This window comes from Koromonas soli (genome assembly GCF_059726265.1).
On the sequence record NZ_AP040872.1, the window covers coordinates 2,988,327 to 3,015,097 of the forward strand.

At 54.8% G+C, this 26,771-nt stretch carries 23 protein-coding genes; 15 read left to right on the forward strand and 8 right to left on the reverse strand.

What is annotated here, in order from left to right; genetic code table 11:
* The first annotated feature begins 72 nt into the window (after positions 1-72).
* The 5 genes from AC6IY8_RS13030 (at position 73) to AC6IY8_RS13050 (ending at position 5,386) form a co-directional block, all read left to right on the forward strand.
* Positions 73-1,308, forward strand: a complete 1,236-nt coding sequence (locus tag AC6IY8_RS13030; protein WP_497774956.1) for a hypothetical protein — start codon at positions 73-75, stop codon at positions 1,306-1,308.
* A 305-nt stretch (positions 1,309-1,613) separates the two neighbouring features.
* Positions 1,614-2,672, forward strand: coding sequence for an NAD(P)-dependent alcohol dehydrogenase (locus tag AC6IY8_RS13035; protein ID WP_497774957.1), 1,059 nt, complete (start codon positions 1,614-1,616; stop codon positions 2,670-2,672).
* 4 nt (positions 2,673-2,676) lie between these two features.
* On the forward strand, positions 2,677-3,681 hold the full coding sequence (locus tag AC6IY8_RS13040) for an AraC family transcriptional regulator (RefSeq protein ID WP_497774958.1): 1,005 nt from the start codon (positions 2,677-2,679) through the stop codon (positions 3,679-3,681).
* Complete coding sequence (locus AC6IY8_RS13045; RefSeq protein WP_497774959.1) at positions 3,681-4,388, forward strand: dihydrofolate reductase family protein; 708 nt, start codon at positions 3,681-3,683, stop codon at positions 4,386-4,388. Before AC6IY8_RS13040 ends, AC6IY8_RS13045 begins: the two co-directional genes overlap by 1 nt.
* Positions 4,389-4,399: 11 nt before the next feature.
* Positions 4,400-5,386 carry an aldo/keto reductase gene (locus AC6IY8_RS13050; protein ID WP_497774960.1) on the forward strand — a complete coding sequence of 329 codons (987 nt, stop codon included), beginning with the start codon at positions 4,400-4,402 and terminating at the stop codon, positions 5,384-5,386.
* Between the two features lie 109 nt (positions 5,387-5,495).
* Here the strand turns inward: AC6IY8_RS13050 and AC6IY8_RS13055 are convergent, their stop codons facing one another.
* A complete protein-coding gene (locus tag AC6IY8_RS13055; RefSeq protein ID WP_497774961.1) occupies positions 5,496-6,416 on the reverse strand; it encodes a YeiH family protein in 921 nt (306 codons plus the stop codon).
* A 160-nt stretch (positions 6,417-6,576) separates the two neighbouring features.
* Between AC6IY8_RS13055 and AC6IY8_RS13060 the strand changes: the two genes are divergently transcribed.
* A complete protein-coding gene (locus tag AC6IY8_RS13060; protein ID WP_497774962.1) occupies positions 6,577-7,479 on the forward strand; it encodes a LysR substrate-binding domain-containing protein in 903 nt (300 codons plus the stop codon).
* An 18-nt stretch (positions 7,480-7,497) separates the two neighbouring features.
* On the opposite strand, the gene AC6IY8_RS13065 is transcribed toward AC6IY8_RS13060, so the two are convergent.
* From AC6IY8_RS13065 to AC6IY8_RS13095, 7 genes are all read right to left on the reverse strand, one after another.
* Entirely contained in the window at positions 7,498-9,357 is a 1,860-nt protein-coding gene (locus tag AC6IY8_RS13065; RefSeq protein WP_497774963.1) for a glycosyltransferase 87 family protein, read from the reverse strand.
* A gap of 12 nt (positions 9,358-9,369) precedes the next feature.
* Entirely contained in the window at positions 9,370-10,659 is a 1,290-nt protein-coding gene (locus AC6IY8_RS13070; protein ID WP_497774964.1) for a nucleotidyltransferase domain-containing protein, read from the reverse strand.
* Complete coding sequence (locus AC6IY8_RS13075; RefSeq protein ID WP_497774965.1) at positions 10,656-11,183, reverse strand: c-type cytochrome; 528 nt, start codon at positions 11,181-11,183, stop codon at positions 10,656-10,658. Before AC6IY8_RS13075 ends, AC6IY8_RS13070 begins: the two co-directional genes overlap by 4 nt.
* Before the next feature lie 4 nt (positions 11,184-11,187).
* Positions 11,188-11,556, reverse strand: coding sequence for a cupredoxin domain-containing protein (locus tag AC6IY8_RS13080; protein WP_497774966.1), 369 nt, complete (start codon positions 11,554-11,556; stop codon positions 11,188-11,190).
* A gap of 327 nt (positions 11,557-11,883) precedes the next feature.
* Complete coding sequence (locus AC6IY8_RS13085) at positions 11,884-12,873, reverse strand: hypothetical protein (RefSeq protein ID WP_497774967.1); 990 nt, start codon at positions 12,871-12,873, stop codon at positions 11,884-11,886.
* A gap of 182 nt (positions 12,874-13,055) precedes the next feature.
* Entirely contained in the window at positions 13,056-13,445 is a 390-nt protein-coding gene (locus tag AC6IY8_RS13090; RefSeq protein WP_497774968.1) for a hypothetical protein, read from the reverse strand.
* Positions 13,442-14,347: a hypothetical protein gene (locus AC6IY8_RS13095; RefSeq protein ID WP_497774969.1), complete on the reverse strand. Its 906-nt coding sequence runs from the start codon at positions 14,345-14,347 to the stop codon at positions 13,442-13,444. The genes AC6IY8_RS13090 and AC6IY8_RS13095 overlap by 4 nt, the downstream gene beginning before the upstream one ends.
* A gap of 216 nt (positions 14,348-14,563) precedes the next feature.
* Between AC6IY8_RS13095 and AC6IY8_RS13100 the strand changes: the two genes are divergently transcribed.
* Genes AC6IY8_RS13100 through AC6IY8_RS13140 form a run of 9 tightly spaced genes read left to right on the forward strand, consistent with a single transcriptional unit; the run spans position 14,564 to position 26,764 of the window.
* Positions 14,564-16,060, forward strand: coding sequence for a B12-binding domain-containing radical SAM protein (locus AC6IY8_RS13100; RefSeq protein ID WP_497774970.1), 1,497 nt, complete (start codon positions 14,564-14,566; stop codon positions 16,058-16,060).
* Complete coding sequence (locus AC6IY8_RS13105; RefSeq protein ID WP_497774971.1) at positions 16,057-17,559, forward strand: B12-binding domain-containing radical SAM protein; 1,503 nt, start codon at positions 16,057-16,059, stop codon at positions 17,557-17,559. Before AC6IY8_RS13100 ends, AC6IY8_RS13105 begins: the two co-directional genes overlap by 4 nt.
* Before the next feature lie 27 nt (positions 17,560-17,586).
* The gene (locus AC6IY8_RS13110; RefSeq protein ID WP_497774972.1) at positions 17,587-19,071 is read left to right on the forward strand and encodes a B12-binding domain-containing radical SAM protein; all 1,485 of its coding nucleotides are present in this window, start codon (positions 17,587-17,589) and stop codon (positions 19,069-19,071) included.
* Positions 19,072-20,466 carry a B12-binding domain-containing radical SAM protein gene (locus AC6IY8_RS13115; protein ID WP_497774973.1) on the forward strand — a complete coding sequence of 465 codons (1,395 nt, stop codon included), beginning with the start codon at positions 19,072-19,074 and terminating at the stop codon, positions 20,464-20,466.
* Positions 20,463-21,275: a class I SAM-dependent methyltransferase gene (locus tag AC6IY8_RS13120; protein ID WP_497774974.1), complete on the forward strand. Its 813-nt coding sequence runs from the start codon at positions 20,463-20,465 to the stop codon at positions 21,273-21,275. The genes AC6IY8_RS13115 and AC6IY8_RS13120 overlap by 4 nt, the downstream gene beginning before the upstream one ends.
* Positions 21,272-22,279 (forward strand): class I SAM-dependent methyltransferase, encoded by a 1,008-nt coding sequence (locus tag AC6IY8_RS13125; protein ID WP_497774975.1) that lies wholly within the window; start codon positions 21,272-21,274, stop codon positions 22,277-22,279. Before AC6IY8_RS13120 ends, AC6IY8_RS13125 begins: the two co-directional genes overlap by 4 nt.
* Positions 22,276-23,739 (forward strand): B12-binding domain-containing radical SAM protein, encoded by a 1,464-nt coding sequence (locus AC6IY8_RS13130; protein ID WP_497774976.1) that lies wholly within the window; start codon positions 22,276-22,278, stop codon positions 23,737-23,739. Before AC6IY8_RS13125 ends, AC6IY8_RS13130 begins: the two co-directional genes overlap by 4 nt.
* A gap of 2 nt (positions 23,740-23,741) precedes the next feature.
* On the forward strand, positions 23,742-25,685 hold the full coding sequence (locus AC6IY8_RS13135) for a methyltransferase domain-containing protein (protein ID WP_497774977.1): 1,944 nt from the start codon (positions 23,742-23,744) through the stop codon (positions 25,683-25,685).
* A 23-nt stretch (positions 25,686-25,708) separates the two neighbouring features.
* Positions 25,709-26,764: an SPASM domain-containing protein gene (locus AC6IY8_RS13140; RefSeq protein WP_497774978.1), complete on the forward strand. Its 1,056-nt coding sequence runs from the start codon at positions 25,709-25,711 to the stop codon at positions 26,762-26,764.
* The last annotated feature ends 7 nt before the right edge of the window (positions 26,765-26,771 follow it).

The following is a 26,771-nucleotide window of genomic DNA, read 5'->3' on the forward strand; positions in this document are numbered from 1 at the left end:
ACCCGGTTACGTGTGAAAAGGCGGATCTGAGCATGCCGACTGACGCGACTTGCAGCGCATAAAAGGTCCTAAATGAGTTACCTCGAGACACATAACGAAAAGGACCGCGCCGAGATTAATGTGCAGGTGGAGAGAATCCTGCAACACCCGCTCTTTCACCAGAGCAGGCGCATGCCTGCGTTCTTGCGTTATATCGTTGACCAATCGCTCACTCGCAAGGAGGGAGGTCCGTTCAAGGAACGGACCTTGGGAATCGAGATCTTCGGTCGCAAGCCTGACTACGACAACAACTCGGACCCTGTTGTACGCGTGACCGCAACCGAACTGCGCAAGAAACTGGCTCAGTACTATTACGAAGACGGTCACACCGACGAGATTCGGATTGAGCTTCCTCCTGGAACCTACATCCCACGGTTCCGCAAACTGCAGGAAGAGAATACTGCCGTAGCTGAAGCTGTTGTGACACACGCTGACACGCCCACTTCCACAACGAGCGAGGAATCGGCTACTCCTGTGTTGGAAGGCGACGGCAATTCGGTCGCCAGTGGAAATTCCAGAAGAACTTGGTTTCTGGGAACAGGGTTGGCCTGCGCACTTGCCTTATTGGCTCTCGTGGGTTTCAGCCGACTTGGCTGGCGCCATCCGCAATCACCGCTCGACAATTTCTGGAAACAGCTCGTGGGGAATTCCAACACCGTACTGATCGTGATGCCGGTGATCGGAAGCGACACCGCACAGTCGATGGACGCACAGCTTCGAAGCATGTCAACGAAGCCCACGCTGTCCCTTGAGGACACGGAAATTGCAGTTCGCATTGTGGGCCAGTTGGAACGGCGTAATGCGAACTACCGTCTAGTGTCATCGACAGACGTATCCGTTGATCAATTGCGCTCTGGGCCTGCCATTCTCATTGGAGCTCTAGATAACGTTTGGACCGCACGACTATCACAGAAGCTTCCTTTTATCTTCGAGGAGGCCCCCGACCATCACACGGGACGAATTGTTGACGTCAGTTCGGGGGGAACAAGAAGCTGGACGGTGGATATAAACCGACCCCACTCTCGAATTTCTCATGATTACGGAGTGGTAGCTCGCTATACAAATCACCTTACTGGCCAACCGATCGTACTTGTAGCTGGCATCTGCTCTCAAGGAACGCAAGCAGCAGGCGAGCTAATCACTTCGCGAGAGTTCGATTCGATTCGCGACATCGCTGCCAGTGGCCGCAACTTCGAAGTCATCATCGACACCGAAGCGATCGATGGCCATGCCGGAAGACCCCAGATCGTCACAAGTAAGGTCTGGTAACTGTACTTCGCAAGGCGAACACCTCTAAGACCTGCGAGTGAAGTCCTCAATCCTGAAACTCTCTCCCTAGGCCGAGATTCCGTACTCATATTCTCCAAGCCTCCCCGCCGTGAGTTCCACTCGCTCGAACCACCCATGCCGTCCTGATCGTGCGGCAGGCAGACACTTCTCGGGCGGGACAAGGAAGATGTCAGGAGAATCCGCAAGAACATGCTGGGCAGAGTGCCCGGATGCTTGACGTCATTTGCATATACTATGGCGTGCTTTGCATATTGCAAGAGCGGGCAAACATCTAAAGTAGGATCATGTTCAACGCGAAAGCTTACTCCGCTGCCTCTGCCACCTCGCCTCTCAATTCCACGAGTATTGTCCGGCGCGATCCCACTGCCAACGACGTCCAGATCGAGGTTCTGTTCTGCGGAATCTGTCACTCCGATCTGCATACGGTACGAAATGAATGGAAGGAATTCATGCCGACGGTGTATCCGTGCGTGCCCGGACATGAGATTGTTGGGCGTGTCGCGAAAGTCGGTTCGGCGGTTTCGAAGTTCAAGACTGGCGACCTTGTCGGCGTCGGCTGTCTGGTCGATTCGGACGGTACTTGTCCGCAATGCAAGGCAGACCTCGAGCAATTCTGCCCGAACGCGACTCTGACCTACAACTCCCCTGACAAGCACCTTGGAGGTGTGACTTACGGAGGTTATTCCGAGACTATTGTGGTGGATCAGCATTTCGTGTTGCGTGCTCCTTCCAATTTGAACCTTTCCGGGGTTGCTCCGCTGCTGTGCGCAGGAATAACCACGTACTCGCCAATGCGCCACTGGGGAGTAACCAAGGGCAAGAAAGTCGGTGTCGTTGGACTCGGCGGACTGGGTCATATGGGAGTGAAGTTTGCTCACGCGCTCGGTGCTCACGTGGTTGCCTTCACAACGTCTCCGAGCAAGAAGGAAGATGCGCTGCGTCTGGGAGCCGACGAGGTTGTAGTCTCGCGCAATGAAGACGAGATGAAGAAGCACACGGGAAGCTTCGACTTCATTCTCGACGCTGTTGCGGCAAACCACGACATCGGCGCATACATAAATCTGCTCGCGCGAGATGGCAACATCACGCTCGTGGGTGCGCCGGAGAAGCCGCTGCCCATACCAGCATTCGGGTTGATCATGGGCCGCCGTAGCCTTTCTGGTTCGCCGATTGGCGGAATTGCCGAGACGCAAGAGATGCTGGACTTTTGCGGACAGCACAACATAACCGCAGACGTTGAAGTTATTCCGATTCAGAAGGTGAACGAAGCCTACGAGAGATTGCTGAAGTCGGACGTGAAATATCGCTTCTCGATCGACATGGCATCTCTGAAAACTGAGTAATGCGATGAACAAACGTTTCCGCGTATCTGGCAGCACGTTTCAGAAACTGGAAGAAGTGGGAGTGAGCGCGACTGCTGTTCTCCGGCGGGCAGGACTGCCGCAGAGTCACCTCAAGGAGTCGCGCGTCCTCCTGACCACGGAAGAACTATTCGCTTTGTGGCAAGCCATAGGCGAAGTGTCTAGCGATCCGGCAATCGGAGTCCGACTCGGCATGGAAACGAAGGCGGAGCGGTTTCATCCGATTGGTATTGCCGCACTGTCATCGGAGAACTTCGGTGCGGCAATCAGCCAAATGGCTCAGTACAAGCAGCTCACCTGTCCCGAAGAAATCGTACAGTCGAAAGACAACGGTGAGTGGTGTATTCAGTTCCGCTGGTTACTCGCCGACGAAATGGAGCCTCCGGTGCTGGACGAGTGTTGCTTTGCGTGGGTGTTATCAACAGCTCGCGTCGGTACGGGAGTGCGCTTGTCACCAGTGCGCGTGGAGTTCATGCAGGTGCGCAGACATGTGAAGACGCTTGAACGCTACTTCGGCTGTCCGGTTGTTTGCGGGGCTCCACGCAATGCAATCATCTTTCGCGTAGCGGATGCAGAGCGACCATTTGTCACTCGCAACGCCGAGTTGCTCGGATTGCTGGCACCGCAGTTTGAGGAAGAGTTGAAACAGGAAGGCGGAGAGGAAAACTTCACAGAGCAAGTCCGTCTTGCCATACAGGAAAAACTCACCGGTCGTCGGCCAACGATTGATGACATTGCAGACGCGTTGCACATGAGCTCCCGTACCGTGCAGCGGCGTTTACAGGATGAAGGTTGCAGCTTCCAGAAAGTGCTGGAGGAAGCTCGGCACCAGCTTGCACGGCACTACCTCAACAACTCGGTTCTTGAATTAAACGAGGCAGCGTACCTGCTTGGGTACAACGACGCCAATTCATTTGTCCGCGCTTTTCGGAGTTGGGAGGGTGTTCCTCCTGCGCGGTGGCGGGAACAGCAGCGCGCGAGGGCAGTGTAATGAGAACAAAGCGACCCTACATCATTTGCCACATGGCTGCATCAATAGACGGCAAGATCGACGGCTCTGCGCTGAAAGAAATTATGCGTCCTGGCGAATACGAGCAACTGCATTCGAAGCTCGGTGGCAATGCCTGGATTTGCGGACGCACAACGATGCAGCAGCACTTTGCAGAAGACGAACCATTTGTGTCGGAAACCAAACCGCCTGCGGGGAAGCAGTCGATCCATATCGCTCAGCGTACGAACTCATATGCGATCGCGGTGGATACTATCGGCAAACTTCGCTGGTCAAGCGATAACGTCGATGGCGACCACCTCATCTGCATCGTTAGCGAGCGTGCACCGAGCGACTATCTGGCCATGCTTCGCGAGAAGAACATCTCCTACATTGTCTCGGGCGCAGAAACTGTCGATCTTGCCACGGCGGTGCTTCTGCTGGCTGAACACTTCGGCATAAGCACATTGCTTCTGGAAGGCGGAGGTCACATCAATGGCGGCTTTCTGCAGGCTGGGCTTATTGATGAAGTGAGCCTGTTGCTGCTCCCAGGCATCGATGGCCGACATGAAATTCCTGCAGTATTCGATGGCGTGAACGCCAGCATGAAGAATGCCATTCCGCTCAAACTTAAATCCGTTGAACGTCGCGAAGGCGATGCCCTCTGGATTCGTTACGAAGTGGTTAGACCGGAAGGTCTCTACCGCTGAAAAGGAGTATCGTGCAACAACGCAAACTCGGAAAGAGCAATCTGGAAGTATCCGCCATTGGCTTGGGCTGCATGGGGCTGAGCTTTGGTCTTGGACAGGCGGTGGACAAACAAACTGGCATCAACTTGATTCGGGCAGCGGTGGAACGAGGCGTGACATTTTTCGACACCGCGGAAGTGTATGGTGCATTCACGAATGAAGAGTTAGTCGGAGAAGCGCTTGCGCCGTTCCGAAAGGACGTGAAAATCGCCACGAAGTTCGGCTTCAAGATCGTTGATGGAAAGCAGTCGGGCCTTGATAGCCGTCCGGAACACATTAAGCATGTCGCAGAAGCATCGTTGAAGCGCTTGAAAACCGACGTCATCGACCTCTTCTATCAACATCGCGTCGACGACCAAGTGCCAATCGAGGATGTCGCAGGAGCGGTGAAGGACCTGATTCAGCAAGGCAAGGTGAAGCACTTTGGGCTCTCCGAAGCGGGCGCGCAGACGATCCGGCGCGCACACAAAGTGCAGCCCGTGACGGCGTTACAGAGCGAATACTCGCTGTGGTGGCGCGAGCCGGAGCAGGAGATTATTCCCACTCTCGAAGAACTTGGGATCGGTTTTGTTCCTTTCAGTCCGCTTGGCAAGGGATTCTTGACGGGAGCAATCAACAAGGACACGCAATTCGACAAGACAGATTTCCGCAGCGTCGTTCCGCGCTTCTCGCCGGAAAACCGCGCAGCTAATCAAGCGGTTGTCGATCTCGTCGGGAGGTTTGCGAGGCAGAAGAATGCAACGCCTGCACAGATCGCGTTGGCATGGCTGCTCGCACAAAAGCCGTGGATAGTGCCCATCCCAGGTACGACCAAGATCCACCGCCTGGAAGAAAACCTCGGCGGAGCAAATGTCGCACTCACGGCTGATGACCTGCGGCAGCTCAACGAGGCGACCTCAGCAATCAACATTCAGGGTGCCCGTTATCCGCAAGAATGGCAGAAGCTGATCAACCGGTAATCTAGACACCTGACAGCAAGTAGGCAAAACGATAAGCCCTGCGTACACTTTGGGTACAAAGGGCTTATCGTTTTGACGCAATCCGGAGGCTGGGATTTGAGTTGAAGAACTACAGGTGTATCCATCCCACACGAATGAGCTCGAGCGATGCGAGTCCGATGATTGCCCAAAGGATAACTCCCTGTAGCAAAGGTCTGACTCCGACCTCCTTCAATGTTTTGCGCGAAAGCCCGCTCCCGATCAGAAACAACGTCACCGTCAATCCGGTAACGCCTAGATGAGCAAGCGTTGGATACACGCCCCTGAACACCGGCACATACGTATTTACAACCGCTGCAAGGCAGAAGAAGAGGATGAACCACGGCCACTGAATACGAGCTTTGCTTCCGGTGACAGCTGCGGTGGCGATCGAGAGTGGGACGATCCATAACGCACGAGCAAGCTTTACGGTGGTCCCGACCGCCAAAGCCACAGCGCCGAACTTTGCGGTTGCACCCACCACCGAGCTTGTGTCGTGAATCGCAAGCGCGCTCCAAAGGCCAAACTGCGATTGCGAGAGATGCAGTGCTGAGCCGATCGGCGGGAATGTTAGCAATGCGACAGAATTGAGCACGAATACGGTGCCAAGAGAAACGGCCATCTCTTCATCGCTCGCATTCGCTATGGGAGCAACAGCCGCGATCGCGCTTCCTCCGCAGATCGCCGTGCCGGCCGAGATCAGAAAAGACGACACGTCTCCTACGCGGATCAATCGTCCGAGACCAATTCCAATCAGCAGAACAGACGTTATACTTACTGCCGTGTAGAGGAATCCGCTTTTTCCGGCACGCAATACTTCTTGCAGGTTCATTCCGAACCCAAGCCCGACAACAGAGAGTTGCAATAGAACTTTCGAGAGTTTCCTCGAGTCCGCGTGGTACGGATGAGCAAACGTAAACGCATAGATCAGGCCGAGGGCAAGGGCTACCGGAGGAGACACCAAACCACTGGCTGCCACGATCAAGCAGACGAAAAATATGTTCTTCTCCATCGACTTTCATTGTGAAGTCGATGGTCGGCGAAAATCCAATCACTAATAGTAATGGCCGATTTGAATTCTTAAGAGAGTGAGTTCCTTGTATAAGCGAGTGATTCACAATAGCCGATGCAGTACCAAGCTTGTACGATAATGCGCAGAGGGCAAGCACAGGATGGAGAATTTTCGGCTGAAGGTGTTTCGATTTGTTTGCGAACAACTAAGCTTTCGCCGTGCGGCAGAGGAACTGCGACTTAGTCAACCCGCGGTCACGCAGCAGATCAAGGCTCTTGAGGACGAGCTCCGCACACGACTGTTTGACCGAACCGGTGGTCGAGTCGTTCTCACGCCCGCGGGGCGGCTGCTCAGAAAACGAGCAGAAGAAATGGCTACGCTTGCCGCGCGCACACAGGAAGAACTAGCTGCCCTGAATGGCGAACACTCCGGCGTTTTGCGAGCCGGTTGCTCGACCAGCATCGCGCAATACGTTCTACCCAGAATGCTCGGCGACTTCAAACGAGAGCATCCGCGAGTCAAACTTCAGATCAGAAGTGGCAATACGGAACAGGTGGTCGAGTGGCTAATTGAGGCTAACATTGCAATCGGTCTCATCGAAGGTCCAGCATTGCGCAAAGATGTTCGCGTCGAGCCGTTTATGAAAGACGAACTAGTTCTGCTCTTTCCCTCCAATCACCCGTGGCGAACCCGCAAAGAACTCAATATCGAGGACCTGAAGGTCGCTCCCTTGCTAATGCGCGAGAGAGGCTCTGGCACTCGTCGCGTCCTCGAGTCAGCATTGGAGAAAGCCGGGATCAAGATCAAAGACCTCGAAATCGCTATGGAGTTGGATTCGAGTGAAGCAATCATCTCCAGCGTCGAGTCCGGACTGGGAATAGGATTTGTAACCCGTGCTGCAGTTCTCCCGAGATTGCCGTTAGGCAAGATTGCCACAGCGCGCATAAGAGGATTGAGCATAACCCGCAATTTTTCCCTGATTTATGCTCTTGGTCCTAAACCCGATGGTCTTGCAGGCGTATTCAGGAGTTTTACGCTTGATCATGGATCAGCTCATTCCTGAGCCCTCGAACTGGTTCCGCTAAAGCCAGGGCAAGAGGAGGGGCAATACACGGCGACGGCAAAGCGCATTTAACCAGAGTCCGCGACCGCAATCGCTTGTATAGAGCAGCGTCTTGGAATCCGCCTCCCAGGCTGGCTGCATGCTATTACACTCCGCAGCCGTGACCGGCTGAGACTTGCCGTCGTGAACGTTCCGGAGCCACAGGTTCCACACTCCACGCTCGAGCCGACTGTACGCAAGCCAATTACCATCAGGAGATACCGCCGGATATCTCGAAACGGTAGTCAAGCCTCGACCATTCTCCTCTCTCCATAATTCATCTCCTGCCGAGGATTGCGAGAGCTGATCCGCGTTAGCTTGGCTGACATGTACGCCAACAGAATCCAAGTCCGCTGTCCTGTACCCCTCATTCACCATGACCGTGAACCGTACGGTTGTATCTTGATAGGCAGGATGGCTGACGCTAAAGATGCCGGCCGGAAGTGGAACACGCCAACGATAGGCATCGTATAACCCGCGCTGATGCCACAGGTTTGCGGTGATCGCAATAAGTACTCCAGCAGCTAGGGCGGTACTCCAGATACCTAAGTCTCGACTCAACCCTACCCACGACCCTGAGCGATGAAGAAGCAAGTACCCAAGCATACAGATTGCGATCAGTAGGTATAACCGCGGCACACCCAGTAAGGCCGACCATGACGTGAGTGAGGCAGCATTGCTGAACGGAAAGCAAACAGCAAGGTACAGAATGGCAAGGAGCGTGAGTGCTTTCCATTCCCTTTTCCTTATCAGCTCGGACGCGATCACCGCCGCAGGTAATAGCAGCAGAGTGAAGTCATACAACGCCGGTGAAGTCGAGATGGTCAACAGCACCAGGCAGAAGACACTCCATTCGAGCTGCGTGCGAGAAGGTAAGGCGTTGCCGGGCGTCACAAGGAGCAGCGCTGGTGCAAACAGCAAGACCTGCAGAAGGGGAAGGAGTATTGCAACCAGCACGGGGAAGTGCGTGACCGGATGCGGATTCAATTGCGGCTCGAAAATAAACAGCCGGTGCAGGAGAGCGGAGATGGAATTCGCCTGCAGATTGTATGGATCAAGAGCTTCGCCCCGCAATGCCCACGGAAGCACCTGCGTAAGATAGACCCGATTCATCTCCGGGCCAAACACAGCGACGGAGATCAAAAACACGGCGCAGGCTCCGAACGCGATTCCCGCAACAGCTCTCCATTGTCGCTTGCGAAGGAAGTACAGCAGAAACAATATAGGGAAGATCTTCAAACCAAAGGCAACGCCGACCACGATCCCAGCTGTCCACATGTAATCGCGAAGATGAAGCCAAAGTGCCAGCGAGAGCAGCAGAAGTAACAGGATGTATTCCTGGCCGAGAATCAGATTCTGATGAAGAGGAAGTGTTATGAACATCAGGAGCAGTAGCGTTCTCACAGCTAGACCGGTGATCGATCGCAGCAGCGCGAGAATAACAGCCAACACCGCAATGTTTACCACGGTCCAGACTTGTTTAGCCTGCAAAGCTTGAAGCGAAGTAAGCGGCACGATAGGCAAGGCCGAGAATGGCGTGAGCGGGATAAATCCTACGAGCGGCTGCTCAATTCCTAAGCGATCTTTCTGCCGTTGAATCCACTCCCACTCGTAGGCGCGACTAGTGTCGTTACCGTGGCTTACCAGATGCGCAACGATGTAGTAGTTGGGGAAATCCGTGTTAATCGTACTCCACGCACGAGGGATGGTTCTCCCAGCCAGATATCCCGCGACTAACAGGAGAAGCAACCACTCGAACCTGCGTAGTACGGAGACGAGCCTCGCGTGTTCCACCGCTGCAGCATTCGAATTGAAAGCAGTCGGGTTCTGGCTTGTCATGTCAGGCGTTTTTCATCCTGCACTGGAGATGGCTTCTGTCGCACTATCATTCGCCTTGCGTAAGTGAGTATTCCGCACCGACTCGCAAAGCTGCGCCCATCGCCCCACCTCGCGCCAGTAACGGAATCCCTCAAGCAAATGGAAACGCAACCGAAAGAGCAGGAATGTAAATTTGCTCCAATAGCCCATCGCGGTTACAACCTTTGTAGCTTTAGCGGTGCTCACCACCGGCACGGGAAGATGCAACGGCAATATCCTCGCGTGTCTCATCTTGCGCCACTGCTGCTCGTCATTAATCAGCTCTCGCTGGAGGAGGAGATACAGCTTAGTTCCTGGAAAGTTCGCAAAGAGAAGATTCCACCCATATCTCTCAACCCAAAGGTTGATCGAGGGTGACAATGCGTCCGCTGTCCATTGCCTTAGGCCCACAGGCGCAAACTCTCCAAAGGCCATGCTAGCCAGACGAATGGATATACCAATAGCTGTCGACGCAATATCAATTCCTGCTGCGCGGCTACGTACCTCTTCCCATAAAACCGTATTGTCGCGATTGCTACTAACGAAGTTCCTAAATTCGAAGAGCCAGGAAATCCTAGTCCACTCGCCCGCGATATGCCGAAACAGATGCAAGGATTGCATCAAGAACATATCTGCACGCGACAGCGATGGAAACTGGATACTGTACAAAGTCCTTTCGCAAACACGCACAAGCAGAGCGTCGTCTGAAGTTTTGGTGGAGGTTGAATGCTTCCCGCCGAAGTGCAGCTCCACCGCGAATTGCGGCTTCGGCTTATATAACGAATCTGCGGATGGAAGCCGCTCATTGGCCATTTCAAAATGCCACTCGTTTTCGTCCTCGTGTGTAAGCTCATAGCCTAGCGATGATAATTGCTCCGCAAATCTAGGGACATCTTTGTCTAGCACGAGAAAGTCGAAATCGAATTGATAACGTAGCGTCGGATGGGGGCAATAATCGGGAACAAGGGAAAACCCTTTGAGCACGGCATATTTCAGACCAGTTTCCCGAAACGCTCGGTTGATCTTTGCAAATTCCACGAACATCTGCTGCGTTCGTGCTTGCTGGTCTGTTCGATTCTGCATGAGCCGTCGCATTGCTGATTCTGGAAGGCAATCTACGTGGCCCGCTGAGTTCAGCCTGTCGATCAAATAGAGCGCCAAGCCGCTTGCATCGAGCCAGCGATAGATACGCCTCCAGTCGTCCACGGGGAACTGGGCGAGTTTCGTGGATTCATCCTCGTTACGAAGTGTGTTGAGGATCGCGAGTTGCAGTCGGCTATTCATCGGGATTGACGTCTTCGCTCGGAATCCTGATCGCTGTCATGAACTGGCGAGCAATCGCCGCCATACATTACTGGCTCTCCGAGGCTTCCTGGCTTTGGAAGGTGCCTGATGAAGATCACGATTGACCATATCTCTTCATCATTCAGAATTCCGCGCGATGCAGGCATGCCGGCCGGGGCAATTCCATAATCGATCACCCACTTCAATTGACCATCCGTGTACCCCTGAACATCGCCCGACGCGAGCGATGGAACGGGCGGCGACATTCGGTCCGCAAATGGAACGCCTGTGTTTTGACCATCCATGCCGTGACATGCAACACAGTAATGTGAGAAGGCTTCTTTGCCGGCCGCCAGAGTTTCCGGTGTAACCTGGAGCGGATTTTGCGCGTGCTTGTCGCGAACAAATACCCAATGTTTCGCGCGGGTGATCATCCGGCTTTCCAGCGCGCCGGGCTTATCTGCTTTACAGCCCGTTGCGAGAACCGCAAGACAGAGAACGGAACACCAGACCGCTGCTCGCATCGCACTATTCCACGTGAATAGCCAGTTGCATGCGGCCGTGTCCACTGCCGCAGAAGCGTCCGCACTTGCCGATGAAGTCACCTGCCATTTGAGGCGCCAATCGGACTTCAGCCGTGCGTCCCTTGCGGATGCTCGCATTAACATTAAGTTCCTTGATCACGATGCTGTGCTCTACGTCCTCGCTGCGAAATACGATCAGGACGGGTTCACCCTTTTTCAGCGTGATCTGATTGGGGGTGAACTCAAAACGCTTGGAGACGACCTCAACACGTCGCGCACTGCCCGGTTCCGATTGGGCGCTAAAGGTGGTGATAAGAAGTACGGATGCGATCCCGGCGAGCACTCGCCGCCGAACATTCCAGAAACTATTCACGATTCAACCCTCACTGGGGAGCGAGATACTTCATAACTAGGCGCTCGTCTTCGGATGTCAGAATTGCCCGTACACGCATGTGCCGCACCACTGTGCTAGCCATGCGAGGAGGAACTTGATCTGGTGATTGATGACAGTTGCTGCAGTGCGTCTGAAAGAGAAGTTCACCCCGCTTCGCCTCGTCATCTGATTGGCTCTGTGATTGATCACGTGATTGGGCCTGTATGTGGGCCGATGTCGGGCCAAAGTGAGAATTCTGCTCGGCCGAAAGTGCTGCGGCGAAAATCAATGCAGCTAACGTAATCGCTGCAGTGGACACGATCATTCTCAATGTGACCTCCCAATACCAACTGGGAACAGAAATCGGTATGTTGCCGCAACTGTCCAGACATTACGATTTCCGAGCTCGGTGAATTGTCGTGCGTAACTGGCATTGAGTCTTACCTCGTGCGGCAAGTAATAGTTCACGCCAAAGTCCGTTCGCTGTGTATCTATCGCCGGAAGTGAGTCTCCTGAGATGCGAGCACCGCGAAAGAATTGCTGCATGCGGAATACGGGTTGAATCCTGGATGTCCAGACGTTGTTCGAGGCAGGCATGCCGCGGGCGATCTCTACCCAGTATCCTTGCCCCGCAGCTGAGTGCGCGTATTCTGCCTTGGTTTCAAGCGGCAACTGCCATGGTTGCCAGAACAGGTGTGCGCCGACTGAGTTAAGGTGAGCGCCCTGCAGAAAACGCTGATACGAAGCACCAAACTCCAGACGTTGCTTCGGGACGTAAACACTCGTCCGTCCTCCAACTGCACGACCCGAGGCGATCTGTTCAACATTGCTTGCGGCGGAGAAGTACGCCGTGTAATTGAGGGCCCACCTGGGAGATGAATACGCGGTACCCCGAATCATCGCACCATCACTTGAGCCGCTGGTTCGCGTTCCCAGGGGATAGATCAACGGCGCATCCTGGAAATTTCGAATCCAGATGGGCGTAAGCCGCTCGTTGTAAGCTCCGAATGGAGTCAGGTAGCGCCCAACAGAGACAGTAACCTTGGAGGATGCAACGTAGTCGAGTTGAAAGTATTCGAGGGTGGCGAAGTACTCACTCTTCCACGATCCGCTCTCACGCTGCATGAAGCCCCGTACATCTGCACGCGATTCCAGATCAAAGTGTTTGCCGAACGGCACCACAGCCACAGGAGCGATTACCGGTTGCAGGGATGTATGCCCGCCGTCGGTGAGGCTGACGAAACCTGCAGCACCCGAGATCAGCGGAGCATCCTGCGCAGAGATGTTTGCAGTTGCACCGGCAAGCACAAGCGACATGAATAAGCAGAGTCTGCGGATATATCGCACCAGGTCTCTCGTATCCTGAATTTCCTGAGCCTGAGCAGCAGGCCCGGACGGATGCTTGGAAGGGTAGCCAATTGCAAACGTGGGTTTGTCATGTCAGGGTCTAAAAGATGTCAAATTGATGTAACGTTCGCCCTGGCACTCCGCGATTAATCTCAATCCCTATCGGCCATGAATGGGAATACTGTTGCTGTGAGTTCTTTGACCGATTCGTTTGCGGCGAGGAATCCGAAAGCCTCGCGACGTGACGGGTCCACGAAAATCACTGTGCCATTTCCACGCAGAAGAATCCGTAGATCCTCTGTTTCAATGATTCTGCATCCGAGGTCCGGGGACAATTCACTCTCGCGGATCAACTTCCAGAACGCAAAGCGCTTCTCGACTTTCAGTTCGTTTAACCCATCGAGATTAGTGCAGGCCTCAATGAGTTCCGGATCGTTCGTATTCAGCTGGACCTCGGTGGCGCTGAAGCAGAAGTGCACATTCAAGGGAGCGGGAGTAAATCGATTCAACAGATCGGGGACGATTGGTCTTGAGATGTTCATGCAGCCACTCCAATGGTCTTGGCGAATAGACGTTTAAGTTCGTGTGCTGCAAATTGAGGGCTTCCGCTATAGCGAAACCTCCAGCCGGGCGATTCTGACAGGGCCGCGATCAATGCTGCTCTCTGTCGCTCGGCGTTGGCTAGTTGCGGAGGTAGTCGCTCGACACTGTTCTCAATGTAGGCTCGCGTCTCGTCATTCGAAACAGCTGGCAATTCACTACTGAACCCATCCCCTCGTTCAGGGAAGATCAACCAACGCGGCGCACAGCAGTGAGCAACCTGAACTCCCAGGTCAAAGGGGTTGACCTCATAGGCCAACTCTCCGTTCATTGCATAGCGAAGCGTTTGCTCCCGCAGTTCCGGAAAATGCCTGACAGCGTCGGGCAACAGCTTAATAGGCGCATGCATGCCGTGGGCTGACAGTTTGCCGCCCTCCACAGAAACATATGTCCAGTCATCAGAGAGAAAGTCAAACCTACTTTGTGCCAGCGCGACCGAAAGCGTCGATTTACCTGAGCCTGAGGCACCGGCAATGAGCAGACCATCACCATTTACCGAAACACACGCACAGTGCACAGGTAACACTCCGACCGCCGCGCCTAAAACTCCAACGGTGAGAGGAAGAAACGTTGCACTCCAGAAGTTGGTATTTCGCGCGATCGCGCCGGACACAACGCCACTTACTTTTCGCCGCAACAGATCAAAAACGAATGTCGCTGGTTCTCCAAACGACGCGATCACTACGTGCTGAAGACCTCGAAAGTGCGTAGGCCTAGCCGAGTTCGATGACAACCTCTCATCTACCATCAGATCAACAGTGAACCGCAGATCCTGCGAAGCGTCTGCTTGTTCTATACACCAGTCTGGCAGTGAATCCAGTAGAAGCTTCGAATTCGTAGCCAAGGCGCACCTCGCGCCCGCAAGTGATAACTGTGCGAGATGCTTCAAGTCGTCACGTCTTATGGTGAAAGTGTTCGTCATCCACACCACCAGTTCCATCACTCTAGCGTGAATGAAGCGATTTGCCTTTGAAGTAGCCGAAATGTGACAACTTGTTGACAAGTCGATGACAAGCCATTCGCCCGGCGAACATATCTTCGCGTGGTGGAGTTCGCGGGCATGTCGAAAAAAGTAGTTTTCTTCTTCCCTTCTTTTGCAAGTTCCGAGGCGACTGCACCGCTCGGAATACTCGCGGTTGCTACGCCTCTGCTGCGCGCCGGCTACGAAGTAAAACTGATCGACTCCACCATCACCCACAATTACAAGAAACGCGTTCTGGAAGAGGTGCATGATGCGCTGTGCCTGGGGATCTCACTAGTCACGGGCCCAATGATTCGCGAAACCGTGGAGATCGCGCGTGCAATCAAGGAGTGGAATCCTGACTTCCCGATCATCCTTGGAGGATGGCATCCGTCACTGTTGCCAACGCAGACGCTCGAGGCTTCTTATGTTGACGTCGTCGTTCGCGGCCAGGGTGAACACGCGATGCTCGAACTGGTACAGCATATCGAGGCCGGTTCGGCTCTTGACTTGATCCCAGGAATTGGTTTCAAACGCGATGGCCGCTTAATCTTCACTTTGGAACGCCCTCTCAAGCCGCTGGTGGAGATGCCACCAAAGGCTTATCACCTCGCCGACTTCGATGCTTACGAACGCTGCTGCGGGCGACGGTGGGCAATGTATATCTCCAGCCTGGCATGTCCGTTTAATTGTGCATACTGCACCAATGCCGGTGTGTATGGAAGGAAGTGGAATGCATTGCCGGCCGAACAATTTGTAGAAGAGACTGTCGATCTTACCCGCCGCTATCGCCTCGAGTTGCTCTGGGTGGTGGACGACAACTTCCTCGTTGATCTCGACCGCGCGCGCCTAATCGCCGATGGATTGGTGCGTGCGGACGCCAAGTTCAAGTGGAGTATTCAGGCCACCACCAACCTTGTCGCGCGGCTCTCAATGGAAGATTTGAAGCTGCTGCAACGGGCTGGACTTCAACAAGTATGCCAGGGAGCCGAATCGGGATCGCCCAAGGTTCTGAAAGCCATGAACAAGGACTTTCAGGATTTCGAGTCTATTCACGAAAGTGCAGCGCGATGCCTGGCTGCGGGTATCAAGCCTTCTTTCAACATAATCTTTGCGTTTCCTGGAGAAGGCCGACAGGAGAGGCGTGAGACTGTCCTGTTCATCCTCGACATGTGCAACCGCTATCCTGGCGCGGAATTCTGGACGAACATTTTCACGCCGTACCCCGGCGCTCCAATCATGCAGCGGGCGGCCGAGATCGGCATCGAGGTTCCTACCTCTTTCGAAGGATGGGCTGACTTCTTTCCGCGCTACACCACCCTTCCATGGCTCAAAGGCCGGGAGCACAAGCGGCTTCAAATTATGCGCGACTACCTTCGACTGGCGTTTGACCGAGTCCCTATCGCTGCCGACCGGCGCGGCCGTTTTACGCGTACGGTGCAGAAGTGCATCTCGCTACCCGCGCGTTGGCGGTTGCAGCGCGATGCTTACGCCGCCCCGGTTGAGCTCTGGATCAACAACAAGCTGAAGAGTATGGCTGCCCCGCTTAAACCGGCCGTCGATGCAAAGCGCCTTGAGGTTGCAAAGGCTGCATGACGAACCGCGGCAAAGTCGTACTCTTCTATCCTCCGTACGAGGGCGCGCCTCTGAGCGCCCCGCTGTGCCTGCTGTCGCTCGCGTCTCCACTCCGCAATGCCGGTTTCGAGGTCGTGCTCATCGATGCGGCGATTCATGCAGACTATCTCGAACTGATTGTTACCCATGCAAACGACGCGCTCTGTCTAGGCATCTCTCTGCTTACCGGTCCCATGATTACCGGTGCTATTGAGGTCGCAACCGCTGTCAAAAAGATTCGTCCAGACTTGCCCGTCATCTTTGGCGGGTGGCACCCAAGTCTCGAACCGGAGCAGACACTGAAAGAGCCCTTCGTTGACATTATTGTCTGCGGACAAGGCGAAGTGTCGCTGCTCGAGGTTGTCGAGAACATCGCGTCAGGCAAATGCACCGACGGACTCGCTGGAGTCATGTCGAAGAACGGTTCATCGCATCCGCGGGCTCTGACCCGGCGGCTTGAGTGGATTGCAAACCTGCCCACGCCAGCCTTTGACCTTGCCGATTTCGAAGCCTACGAACGCGTTTGCGGAATGCGTAAGCTCGCCTACGCCACGAGCGTAGGCTGTCCGTACGCATGCAATTACTGCACCGACATGGTGTTTTATAAACGCCGATTCAATGCACTGCCCGCCGATCGAGTCATATCTGAAATGACGGAGCTTGCCTCGCGATATCGCATCGAGGAAATCGCCCTACTCGACTCCAATTTCCCGGTTGACGTGCACCGCGCTCTCGATATTGCACGCGGCATTAACGATGCAGGCATTGGCTTTCGCTGGACATTCCAGGCGTCCACCGATTTTCTGTGCCGCATGAGCGAAGACGAGGTGCGTTTACTGGGCGCGAGCGGCGTATCGCACATGGGATTCGGCACCGAGTCCACGTCCGAAGCAGTGCTCAAGCTGATGAACAAGCGCCACCAACGCGTGAATGAGATGTATGAAACGGCGCGAAAGGCCGAGTTGGGCGGTATACATGTCACATTCAATCTGATTCTTGGCTATCCCGGAGAAACCGAAAGCGACCGCGTGCAGACTTTCCAAACTATGAGCGACATTGCGCGCCAGTTTTCGAATGTGAGCTTCTCGCCGAACATCTTCACACCGTATCCCGGCATTCCCATTTGGCCGCAACTACGAGAACTTGGCCTGCGCCAACCGGAGTCGCTGCGCGAATGGGCGGATTTGCCGCTCGGTGCAAACATCCTGCCGTGGCTGCAGGGAAAAGAACTGCAGCGACTTAGACGGATGCTCGAATACTTCCTGCTCAACAACCAGATTCGACGCGCTACGGAGAATCGTCCTTGGCTGAAGCGCGGCATACGCAGGCTGCTCGGAGCACCCCTGCGCTGGAGAATTCGCGCAAATCAATACTCATTCCCGTGGGAATTGTGGATCTCGCGCTCAACTGAGCGACTCATCAAGCGTCGCTCCCTCATAACCGGTCAGGAATTGCCGGCCAGAACAGCGACCGTATGCTAACGCACGATCAAGACATGAGGTGATTTTGTGGCTGACGTCCTGCTGACTCATTCTTACCATCTCCCGTTTGACCGCAAGCAGGTGCGGAAGATGCAGCCATATCCGCCGCTCGGCACTTTGTACGCGGCCACTGCGTTGCGAACGCAAGGCATTTTCGTCGCGGTGTTCGATACCATGCTGATGGATCCGGCAGAGTTCGGTAGCGCGCTCAGGCAACATCGCCCCAGGATTGTGGCGATCTATGAAGACGATTTCAATTTCCTTTCCAAGATGTGCCTTACTCGGATGCGGGATGTCGCATGGCGCATGACTGAACTCTCGCGCAACTTCGGAGCTACTGTCATCGCACACGGCTCCGATGCTACCGATCATGCGGAGCAGTACCTCCATCAGGGAGTTGATTTCATTGTGCTGGGCGAAGCCGAAGCCACGCTTGCTCAGCTATGTTCCACCCTGCTGCAATCACTCGATCCGTCACACGTGCAGAACACTCTTAGGCTTGGTTCCCTTGGTCACGTTGTACGCACTCCGGTATCTCAGGGCGCTGCTCATTGGGTGACGATGCCCAACCCTGCGCGCGATCTGATTGACATGACGCCTTATCGTGAGTCGTGGCAGCAGGCACATGGCTACTTCTCATCCAACTTGGCGGCCAGTCGCGGCTGCCCTTTCCGATGCAACTGGTGTGCGAAGCCCATCTCTGGAAACCGCTTCCACGTTCGTCCAGCACGCGCAGTGGCCGACGAGCTTCGTGAACTGAAACAGCTATACGGTGCCGACCACGCCTGGTTTGGTGACGACGTGTTTGCCCTGAATCGTCACTGGGCACACGAACTCGCTGAGGCTGTAGAACTCAATGGCTGCCGCGTACCATTCAAAATTCAGACGCGCGCCGATCTTTTGAATGCCGATATCGTTTCGTCTCTCAGGCGCGCCGGTTGCACTGAGATATGGATGGGAGTCGAGTCAGGGTCGCAAAGAGTGTTGAACAGTATGGACAAGGGCCTACGCGTTGAAGAAGTAATTGCCGCGCGTGAGTACCTCAGGAACGTGGGCATACGTGCCTGTTTCTTCCTGCAGTTTGGCTATCCTGGCGAAGACTGGCAAGACATTGAGAAGACTATCGCTCTCGTGCGTCAAACACGTCCGGACGACATCGGAGTATCGCTTTCCTATCCCTTACCCAACACTGTCTTCTACAACCGCGTGCGCGCCGAGCTTGGAGCCAAGAAGAACTGGACTGACAGCGATGATCTCTGCGTGATGTTCAAGGGAGCTTACAACGACACGTTCTATTTGACTCTTCGTGACGCATTACATGCTGAGGTCGATGGCTGGCATTCGTCCTCAGAAAGGAACAGTGAGAGTATTCGCGAATTGTGGTTGAAAGTTCAGAGGCTTGAGCCTGTGAGTCGCAATCCCGACCCGACGATCATGTCGCCTGTTGTGCCCAATTCGAATGAGCTCGCTTTCATCCCGGCGCACAAACTCGCCGAGGTTCGGGAGGCTTGAATGCAAAGCTTGCTGCTCACTCACGGTTACTTCCTATTTGAAGATCCCAAGGAGCTTCAAATCATGAAGCCCTATGCGCCTCTCGGAATCCTCTACCTATGCTCTCATCTGAGGGCAAAGGGTTTTGACGTGGACGTTTTCGACACAACCTTCTCTAGCCGCGACCTTCTCTTTCAGCATCTCCGCAGTGAGCAACCCGGGGTTCTCGGAATATACGCGAACCTTATGACCCGGAAGAATGTGGTCGAGATTATCCGAATGGCTCGTGTTGCCGGTTGGCGAGTTATCGTCGGAGGTCCTGAGCCTGGAGCATACGCTCGCGAGTACCTCGATTCAGGCGCGGAAGTAGTCGTGTTCGGCGAAGGCGAGCTCACAACAGAAGAAGTTCTGCTCGCATTCGAGTGCGGCGATCCTAGCGCACTCGCGAAGGTAAATGGCATCGCTTATCTCGAGTCTGACGGGAGCATGCATCAGACTCCTCCTAGAGCACAGATCGCGAACCTGGATTCGCAGCCTTGGCCCGCACGATCCGCAATCGACATTCCACGATACGTACGTACCTGGCGTGATGCGCACGGTCAGGGCTCCGTCTCATTCATCACTGCCCGTGGGTGCCCCTACAAATGCCGCTGGTGCAGCCACCAAGTATTCGGACAAACTCACCGCCGCAGAAACCCGTTGAACGTGGTGGATGAAGTCGAGTGGTTGCTGCACGAATACAGCCCCGACATGATCTGGGTTGCCGACGACGTATTCACCATTCACCACGGCTGGATTCGAACCTACGCCGCCGAAATGCGCCGCCGGGGCATCCGTATTCCCTTCGAATGCATTTCCCGTGCCGATCGGCTGAATGAAGAGATGCTCGATCTGCTCGCGGAACTCGGATGCTTTCGAATCTGGATCGGATCGGAAAGTGGCTCGCAGCGCATTCTTGACGCGATGGAGCGCGGTGTAAAGATCGAACAAGTGCAACAGGCTGTCGAACTGGCGCGCGCCCGTGGTATTCAGAGCGGGATGTTTCTGATGTGGGGTTACGAAGGCGAGGAACTTCAAGATGTAGAAGCCACGATCGAGCACGTTAAGCGCACCGATCCTGACATCTTCTTTACAACGGTCGCATACCCAATCAAGGGCACGCCGTACTTCAAGAGCGTGTCTGACCGACTCGTGCAGTTGAAACCTTGGTCCGAGACCTCGGACCGTGAGATTGAGATCGTCGGCAGGCGATCACGAACGTTTCATGACTACGCCGATCGCCTGCTCCGCGATGAAGTGGCGCTTGCTCGCATGCAGCGTTCAGAGAAGATCGAAGCAGGCAGGATTGATGACCTGCAGAGGCGAATTCAATATGCCAGGGCGGAACTGCTACGGAACATGGAGGCTGCTGCATGAGTTCTCAGGCGCAATATTCGGCTGCCGTCGCCTTTGACAGTATTGCCGCAAGCTATGACAGCGTTTTCACCGAATCAGCAATCGGCAGAGCGCAGAGGGCCGCGGTATGGTCGGTGCTCTCAAAAGTCTTCATGCCAGGGGAGCATGTCCTCGAGCTAAACTGCGGAACCGGTGAAGATGCGCTCTTCATGGCGCGGAGGGGAGTTTCGGTAACCGCGTGCGACGTCTCTGCGAAAATGATCGAGATCGCGCGCCAGCGCATAACTGCTGAACCTCGACCGCTCCCAATCGTGTTCCGAAAGTTAGCCATCGAAGAGCTAGATCAACTGGCGCCGCAATCTACTTTCGACGGCGTCTTCTCAAACTTCTCGGGTCTCAACTGCGTAGCCGACCTTCGTCCGGTTGCGCGGCACTTAGCTAAGCTTCTGAACCTTGGAGCAACCGCCCTGCTTTGCGTCTCGACTCGTGTGTGCGCGTGGGAAACGCTGTTACATCTCGGTCGCGGGCGCTGGAACCAGGCGTTTCGGCGCTGGCCGGGTTATGCGGATCCTGCCGTGAAAGGCCATCGCGTACGAGTTTACTATCCCACGATACGTCAGCTTCGAAGCGTGTTCTCTCCGTGGTTCGTGCTGCGTAACATCAAGGGGATCGGTGTCCTGGTCCCTCCGAGTTATGCGGAGGCGTGGGCTGGAAGGCATCTTAAGTTGCTCGCTCTTTTGGAGCGCCTCGACCATTCGCTCGCAAACACCCCAGTGCTCCGCGCCATCGGCGACCACGTACTGCTTCAGTTTGAGAGGACGAACGCATGAGACTGGCTCCGCAAAATCACGAGGAGGTAGGCAGCCTCCACACACGATCAGCAGTGAACTATCGACTGCAGTGTCCGCAGTGCGGGACCTCCGTGGGAGAACTTCCTGAAACTGGGCCTCACGTAGATGCGGTGATCACCTGCTCTGATTGTCTGCTGCGTATTCGCAGCGAGCAAGGCATTTGGCGCGCTCTTTCCCCCGAACGTGAAAGCCGCTATGAGCGTTTCATAACCGAGTACCAGATCGTTCGACAAAAGGAGGGTCGCGGGAGCACGTCCTCCGACTACTATCTCGCTCTTCCCTTTCGTGACACGACGAACAAGAACCAAGCTCAGTGGGCAATTCGTGCACGGACGTTTCATCATCTTGAGACGCACATTTTGCCGAAGCTTGAGCAATCTCATCCCAAAGGCATGCGAGTTCTCGATCTTGGGGCGGGTAACGGATGGCTGAGCTATAGGCTTGCGCTTCGCGGCCATCATCCAGTTGCGGTGGACCTGCAAATCAACGAAATGGATGGCCTAGGCGCTGCCGCACATTATGGTGGTTATCTGCCATCGCTTTTCCCGCGGTTCCAGGCAGAGCTCGATCGGCTACCGTTTGAAGCAGACCAGTTCGACTGCGCTATCTACAACGCTTCTTTCCACTACTCAGAAAATTACGAATGCACACTAAAGGAAGCGATTCGTTGCGTGCGCGCCGGAGGCGTTGTGGTGGTCTGCGATTCGCCCTGGTACCGGAGCGATATCAGCGGCAGGCAGATGATCGAGGAACACAGAGCGGCATTCGTTGCCCGGTTTGGTTTTCCCTCGGACGGCCTTGCAAGTTTGGAGTATTTGACCGACCGAATCCTGATTTCACTCGAACGGAGCTGCAGTATTCGTTGGCACGTCGAGTCACCATCGTACGGACTGCGGTGGGCGATGCGACCGCTCATAGCTCATCTGATGAATAAGCGGGAACCGTCGAAGTTCCGTATCTATCTTGCTGAGGTTCGGAAATGATCATCCTTTTCAACCCGCGCGCCACGAAACCTCGTAATCGACGTTTCCCTCTTTCGGTGCTCGCCTTGGCGGCAGTGCTGGAAGGCAAAGAAGAGTACACGATTGTTGACGGAAACTTGGATGACCATCCCGTATCGACAATCATCGATCTAATCGACCGCAAAAGGACCGAACTGCTTGGTGTCACAGTAATGCCCGGGCCACAGATGGCGGCAGCACTCGAAGCCTGTCGTACGATCCGGCTATTGCGACCTGCTGTGCCGATCGTCTGGGGAGGATACTTCCCTTCTACCTACACCGACGCGACTTTGAATGCGCACTATGTTGACTACGCCGTGCGCGGACAGGGCGAAGATACGTTGCTTGAGTTGCTGGACGCTATGCGCGGAGCACGATCACTAGATTCGGTCTTGGGACTGTCATACAAGGATGTGTTCGGGCTGCACCGGCATAATCCTGAACGCCTGATGAAAAGCCCGGACGTCTTCCCATGGAGTCCATTTCATCGGATTCCTGTGCAGGATTATCTTCGACCATCGTTCTTTGGTAAGCGAACAGCCGCACACCAGGCAAGTATCGGATGTCCCTTCAAATGCAACTTTTGCGGCGTGCACGCTGCTTACGGAACGCGCGAGCTCATGGAGAGCCCTGCTCGTACGGCGGAGATCCTTCGGCACCTTGCAACTAACTATGGAGCGGACTCCGTGCAGTTCTACGACATGAATTTCTTTTTGCGCGATGACCACGCGCGCGAACTTGTCGACCGCATTGCGCCATTGCAGCTTCGCTGGTGGTGCGAAGCTCGCATTGACGTGATGTCGCGCTACTCTGACGAAACGTTGCAAGCAATACGACGCGCTGGTTGCACCATGATTTTCTTCGGCGCAGAGTCCGGCTCTAACTGGGTGTTGAAGGATATGCAGAAAGGAATCACAACCGAACAGACCATTGAGGTCGCACGTCGCATGCGCCAGTTCGGTATTATTCCCGAGTTCTCATTCGTCCTAGGGAATCCTCGCGATCCCGAACTCGACACACACGAGACTCTGAAGTTCATTCGTTACATCAAAAAACTGAACCCTGACTCCGAGATCATCATGTATCACTACACACCTGTCCCGCAGCGCGGCGCCATGTACGGAAACATCGACGGTCAGGTCTCTTTCCCGACATCCCCGGAGGAATGGGCGACCCGAAAGTGGATGAACTTCACACTGAGAATCGATACCGAAGCTCCATGGCTAAAGCGCAAGACAAAGCGCCTTATCGACAACTTCGAGGTGGTAGTCAGCTCACGCTGGCCTACGGTGCAAGACATTCGTGCGCCTAAGTGGGCGCGTGCGCTGTTAAGAAGTCTGAGCGCATGGCGCTACTGGTTCCACATCTATGGATTCCCTCAGGAGTTGCGCTGGGCGCACCAGTTCATGAACCTTCGCAAGCCAAAGAGGGAGAGCCTGTAATTGTGAAAACAGCACCCGATCTAATCTCGCCCTCTTTTGGACACAAATCGGAAGAAGCGTTTCGCCTTTGGTCGAAAACCTATGACAAAGCGGCAAATCCTTTGCTCAACCTTGAACAACGTTACTTAAGTTGTCTGCTGCCCAATGCGCGAGGCGCAAGTGTGTTGGATATTGGCTGTGGCACTGGACGCTGGATGACCGTCATAGCCGCGCAGCACCCCCGGGCCTTGGTTGGAGTAGATAGTTCATCCGCCATGCTCGCACGTGCTATGTCGAACTGCATAGAGAACAGCTCTCTCTATCTCGGCGAGGCTACTGAGCTACCAGTGCCGGCGTCGCAGTTTGATCTTGTGCTCGCATCCTTTGTAATTAGCTATATATCGGATCTCGATCGATTTGCAGCTGAGTTGTCCCGCGTCACTCGGCAAGGTGCGCGCGTTTTCGTGACCGACCTTCATCCCGAAACAATCGCCGCATGTCGCTGGAAACGGGCGTTTCATGCGGTTGATCAGACTGTCGAGCTGGACGCCTACAAGTGGCCTCTGCAGCGCATCGTATCCTGCTTTGAAAAACACGGATTTACGACACGCAGCCTGATTGAGCCGCCGTTTGGTGCCCAGGAAAGAGCAATTCTCGCCGCGGCGGGAAAAGCGGAGGTGATATCGAAGACGGCTGATCGCTCGCCTATCTTTCTACTTGCGTTTCAGAAGCACACTGCACGATCCAGTACGATTGCCACGGCTGTCACACAACTCAACCCAACTCGCCTCGCGCTCGGAGCCAACGAATCGACCAGTCCGTCGGTCACGATCTCCCATGGGCGAATCGATTCGATTGGAGTACACCGCTCCGGGAACACGACACAAATCGATCTTCGGGGCTATCTTCTTTTGCCAGGACTGATCAACGCGCACGATCATCTTGAGTTCGGTCTGTTTCCAAATCTAGGCGATGGCCCTTACACGAGTTCACGGGAGTGGGCGTCAGATATTCGTCGACGCCACGCCGCAGACATAGAACGGAATCTCCGGGTGCCGAAGGATGTTCGCATCTGGTTTGGCGCGATTCGCAATTTGCTATGCGGTGTTACCACGGTATGTCATCACAATCCTGTCACGCCCCTAATGGAGAGCACCGAATTTCCAGTGCGCGTGATCAGAGACTTTGGTTGGGCTCACTCCATTGGGGTAGATGCTGACTATGCATCCAGATTTCATCGAACCAGCCCAGGTGATCCTTTTGTCATTCATGTTGCAGAAGGCTCTGGCGAGGAGTGCGAGCGCGAGATTTTGGAACTGGATCGCAGTGGTGTGCTCAGCGAGCGCAGTATTCTCGTTCATGCTTTGGCGCTCGGTACCAGCGGAGCTGAGTTGGTGAAGGCCAGGGGAGCAGCCATTGTCTGGTGTCCGACTTCGAATCAATTCTTATTCGGTCACACGCACTCCCCCGAGTTTATCGCTTCGGCGAGCAATGTCATTCTGGGCAGTGACTCTCCGCTCACCGCCGCCGGAGACTTGCTCGACGAACTGGCATTCGCCCGGCAACTCGGTGTGGAGCCCTCTGATTTGTACCAGCAGGTCACCGTCCGGTCCGCGCGGATATTAGGTCTTCGCGAGGGACAAGGCAGCGTAATGCCTGGAGCTATGGCCGACCTTATTGCGGTTCGCGACACGGGGCGATTCCCGGCACAGATGCTGTCGCATCTCTCGTTTGAGGACGTTGAGTTGGTGCTCGTGAGCGGCAGAGTGCAACTCGCATCGGAGGCGATGTTCTCGCGCTTGCCTGAAGACCTCACCTCAGGGTTGCACCCGATAATGATTGACACAACCCTGCGCTGGATTCGTGCACCTCTTGGACGTTTGTTTGGCCAGGCAGAGAGCGTTCTTGGACGCCCACTCATCCTCAGAGGCAAACACATTCACAACGTACTGACTGAGTGGTTGTAGCCATGGAGCAGCTTCGCAACATTATGAAGTCGATGCCTGTGCTGGTGCTCAATATTCACAACCGCTGCAACTGTCGCTGTGTAATGTGCGACATCTGGAAGCGTCCGACCACGCAGGAGCTACGCATCGACGACCCGGAACAGCATCGTGAAGCCTGGCGAAGTCTATCGCTCCGTTGGGTCGTCCTCTCTGGAGGCGAACCACTGCTTCACAGCGATCTTCGAGGCCTCTGCAATCTATTCCGACAGGATGGAATCAGACTTACGCTCCTCACCACAGGGTTGCTGCTCACTAAGAGAGCTGACGATGTGGCCGATTTGTTCGACGATGTGATCGTTTCTTTCGACGGGCCACCGGAGGTGCACGATTCGATCCGACGAATCCAGGGCGCACACCGCTTGATCGCCGATGGAATTCGCACGGTACGATCACGTCGCCCCTCAATGCGTTTTTCAGGACGGATGACCGTTCAGAAAGCGAACCATGCTTCGCTGCTGGCTACAATTCCTACTGCGAAAGCAATTGGCCTCGACTCTATTTCGTTTCTCGCCGCTGACCTGACCTCCGAAGCTTTTAATCGCCCCGAGCAGTGGAGCCCGGAAAAACAGTCCGAGGTTGCGCTTTCTGTAGACGAGGTAGATGAATTGGAAGATGAAATCTCTCGCCTGGTTCGCGATCATGCTGATGACATCCGGTCCGGCTACATTGTGGAGAGTCCAGCCAAGCTTCGCAGGATTGCGACGCATTTTCGCGCACATCTCGGACTAGCAGAGGACAGCGCGCCAATCTGTAATGCTCCCTGGACCTCTGCCGTCATCGAAGCCGATGGATCAGTACGACCTTGTTTCTTTCACCCACCTATAGGAAACCTGCGCGACGCGCCGCTCGATGCCGTGCTCAATGCGGAGAAGGCGCGTGATTTCAGGGACAGCTTGGACATACAGGCCAATCCTATCTGCCGGCGTTGCGTGTGCTCATTGAACTATTCTGGGCCGGAGAGCAGAAATCCAGAGACAAACTTGTGTCAGATCAAAACCGAACCGCCGCAAGAGCGCATCCAATCAATGCGGCAACTCTGAAGGGGAC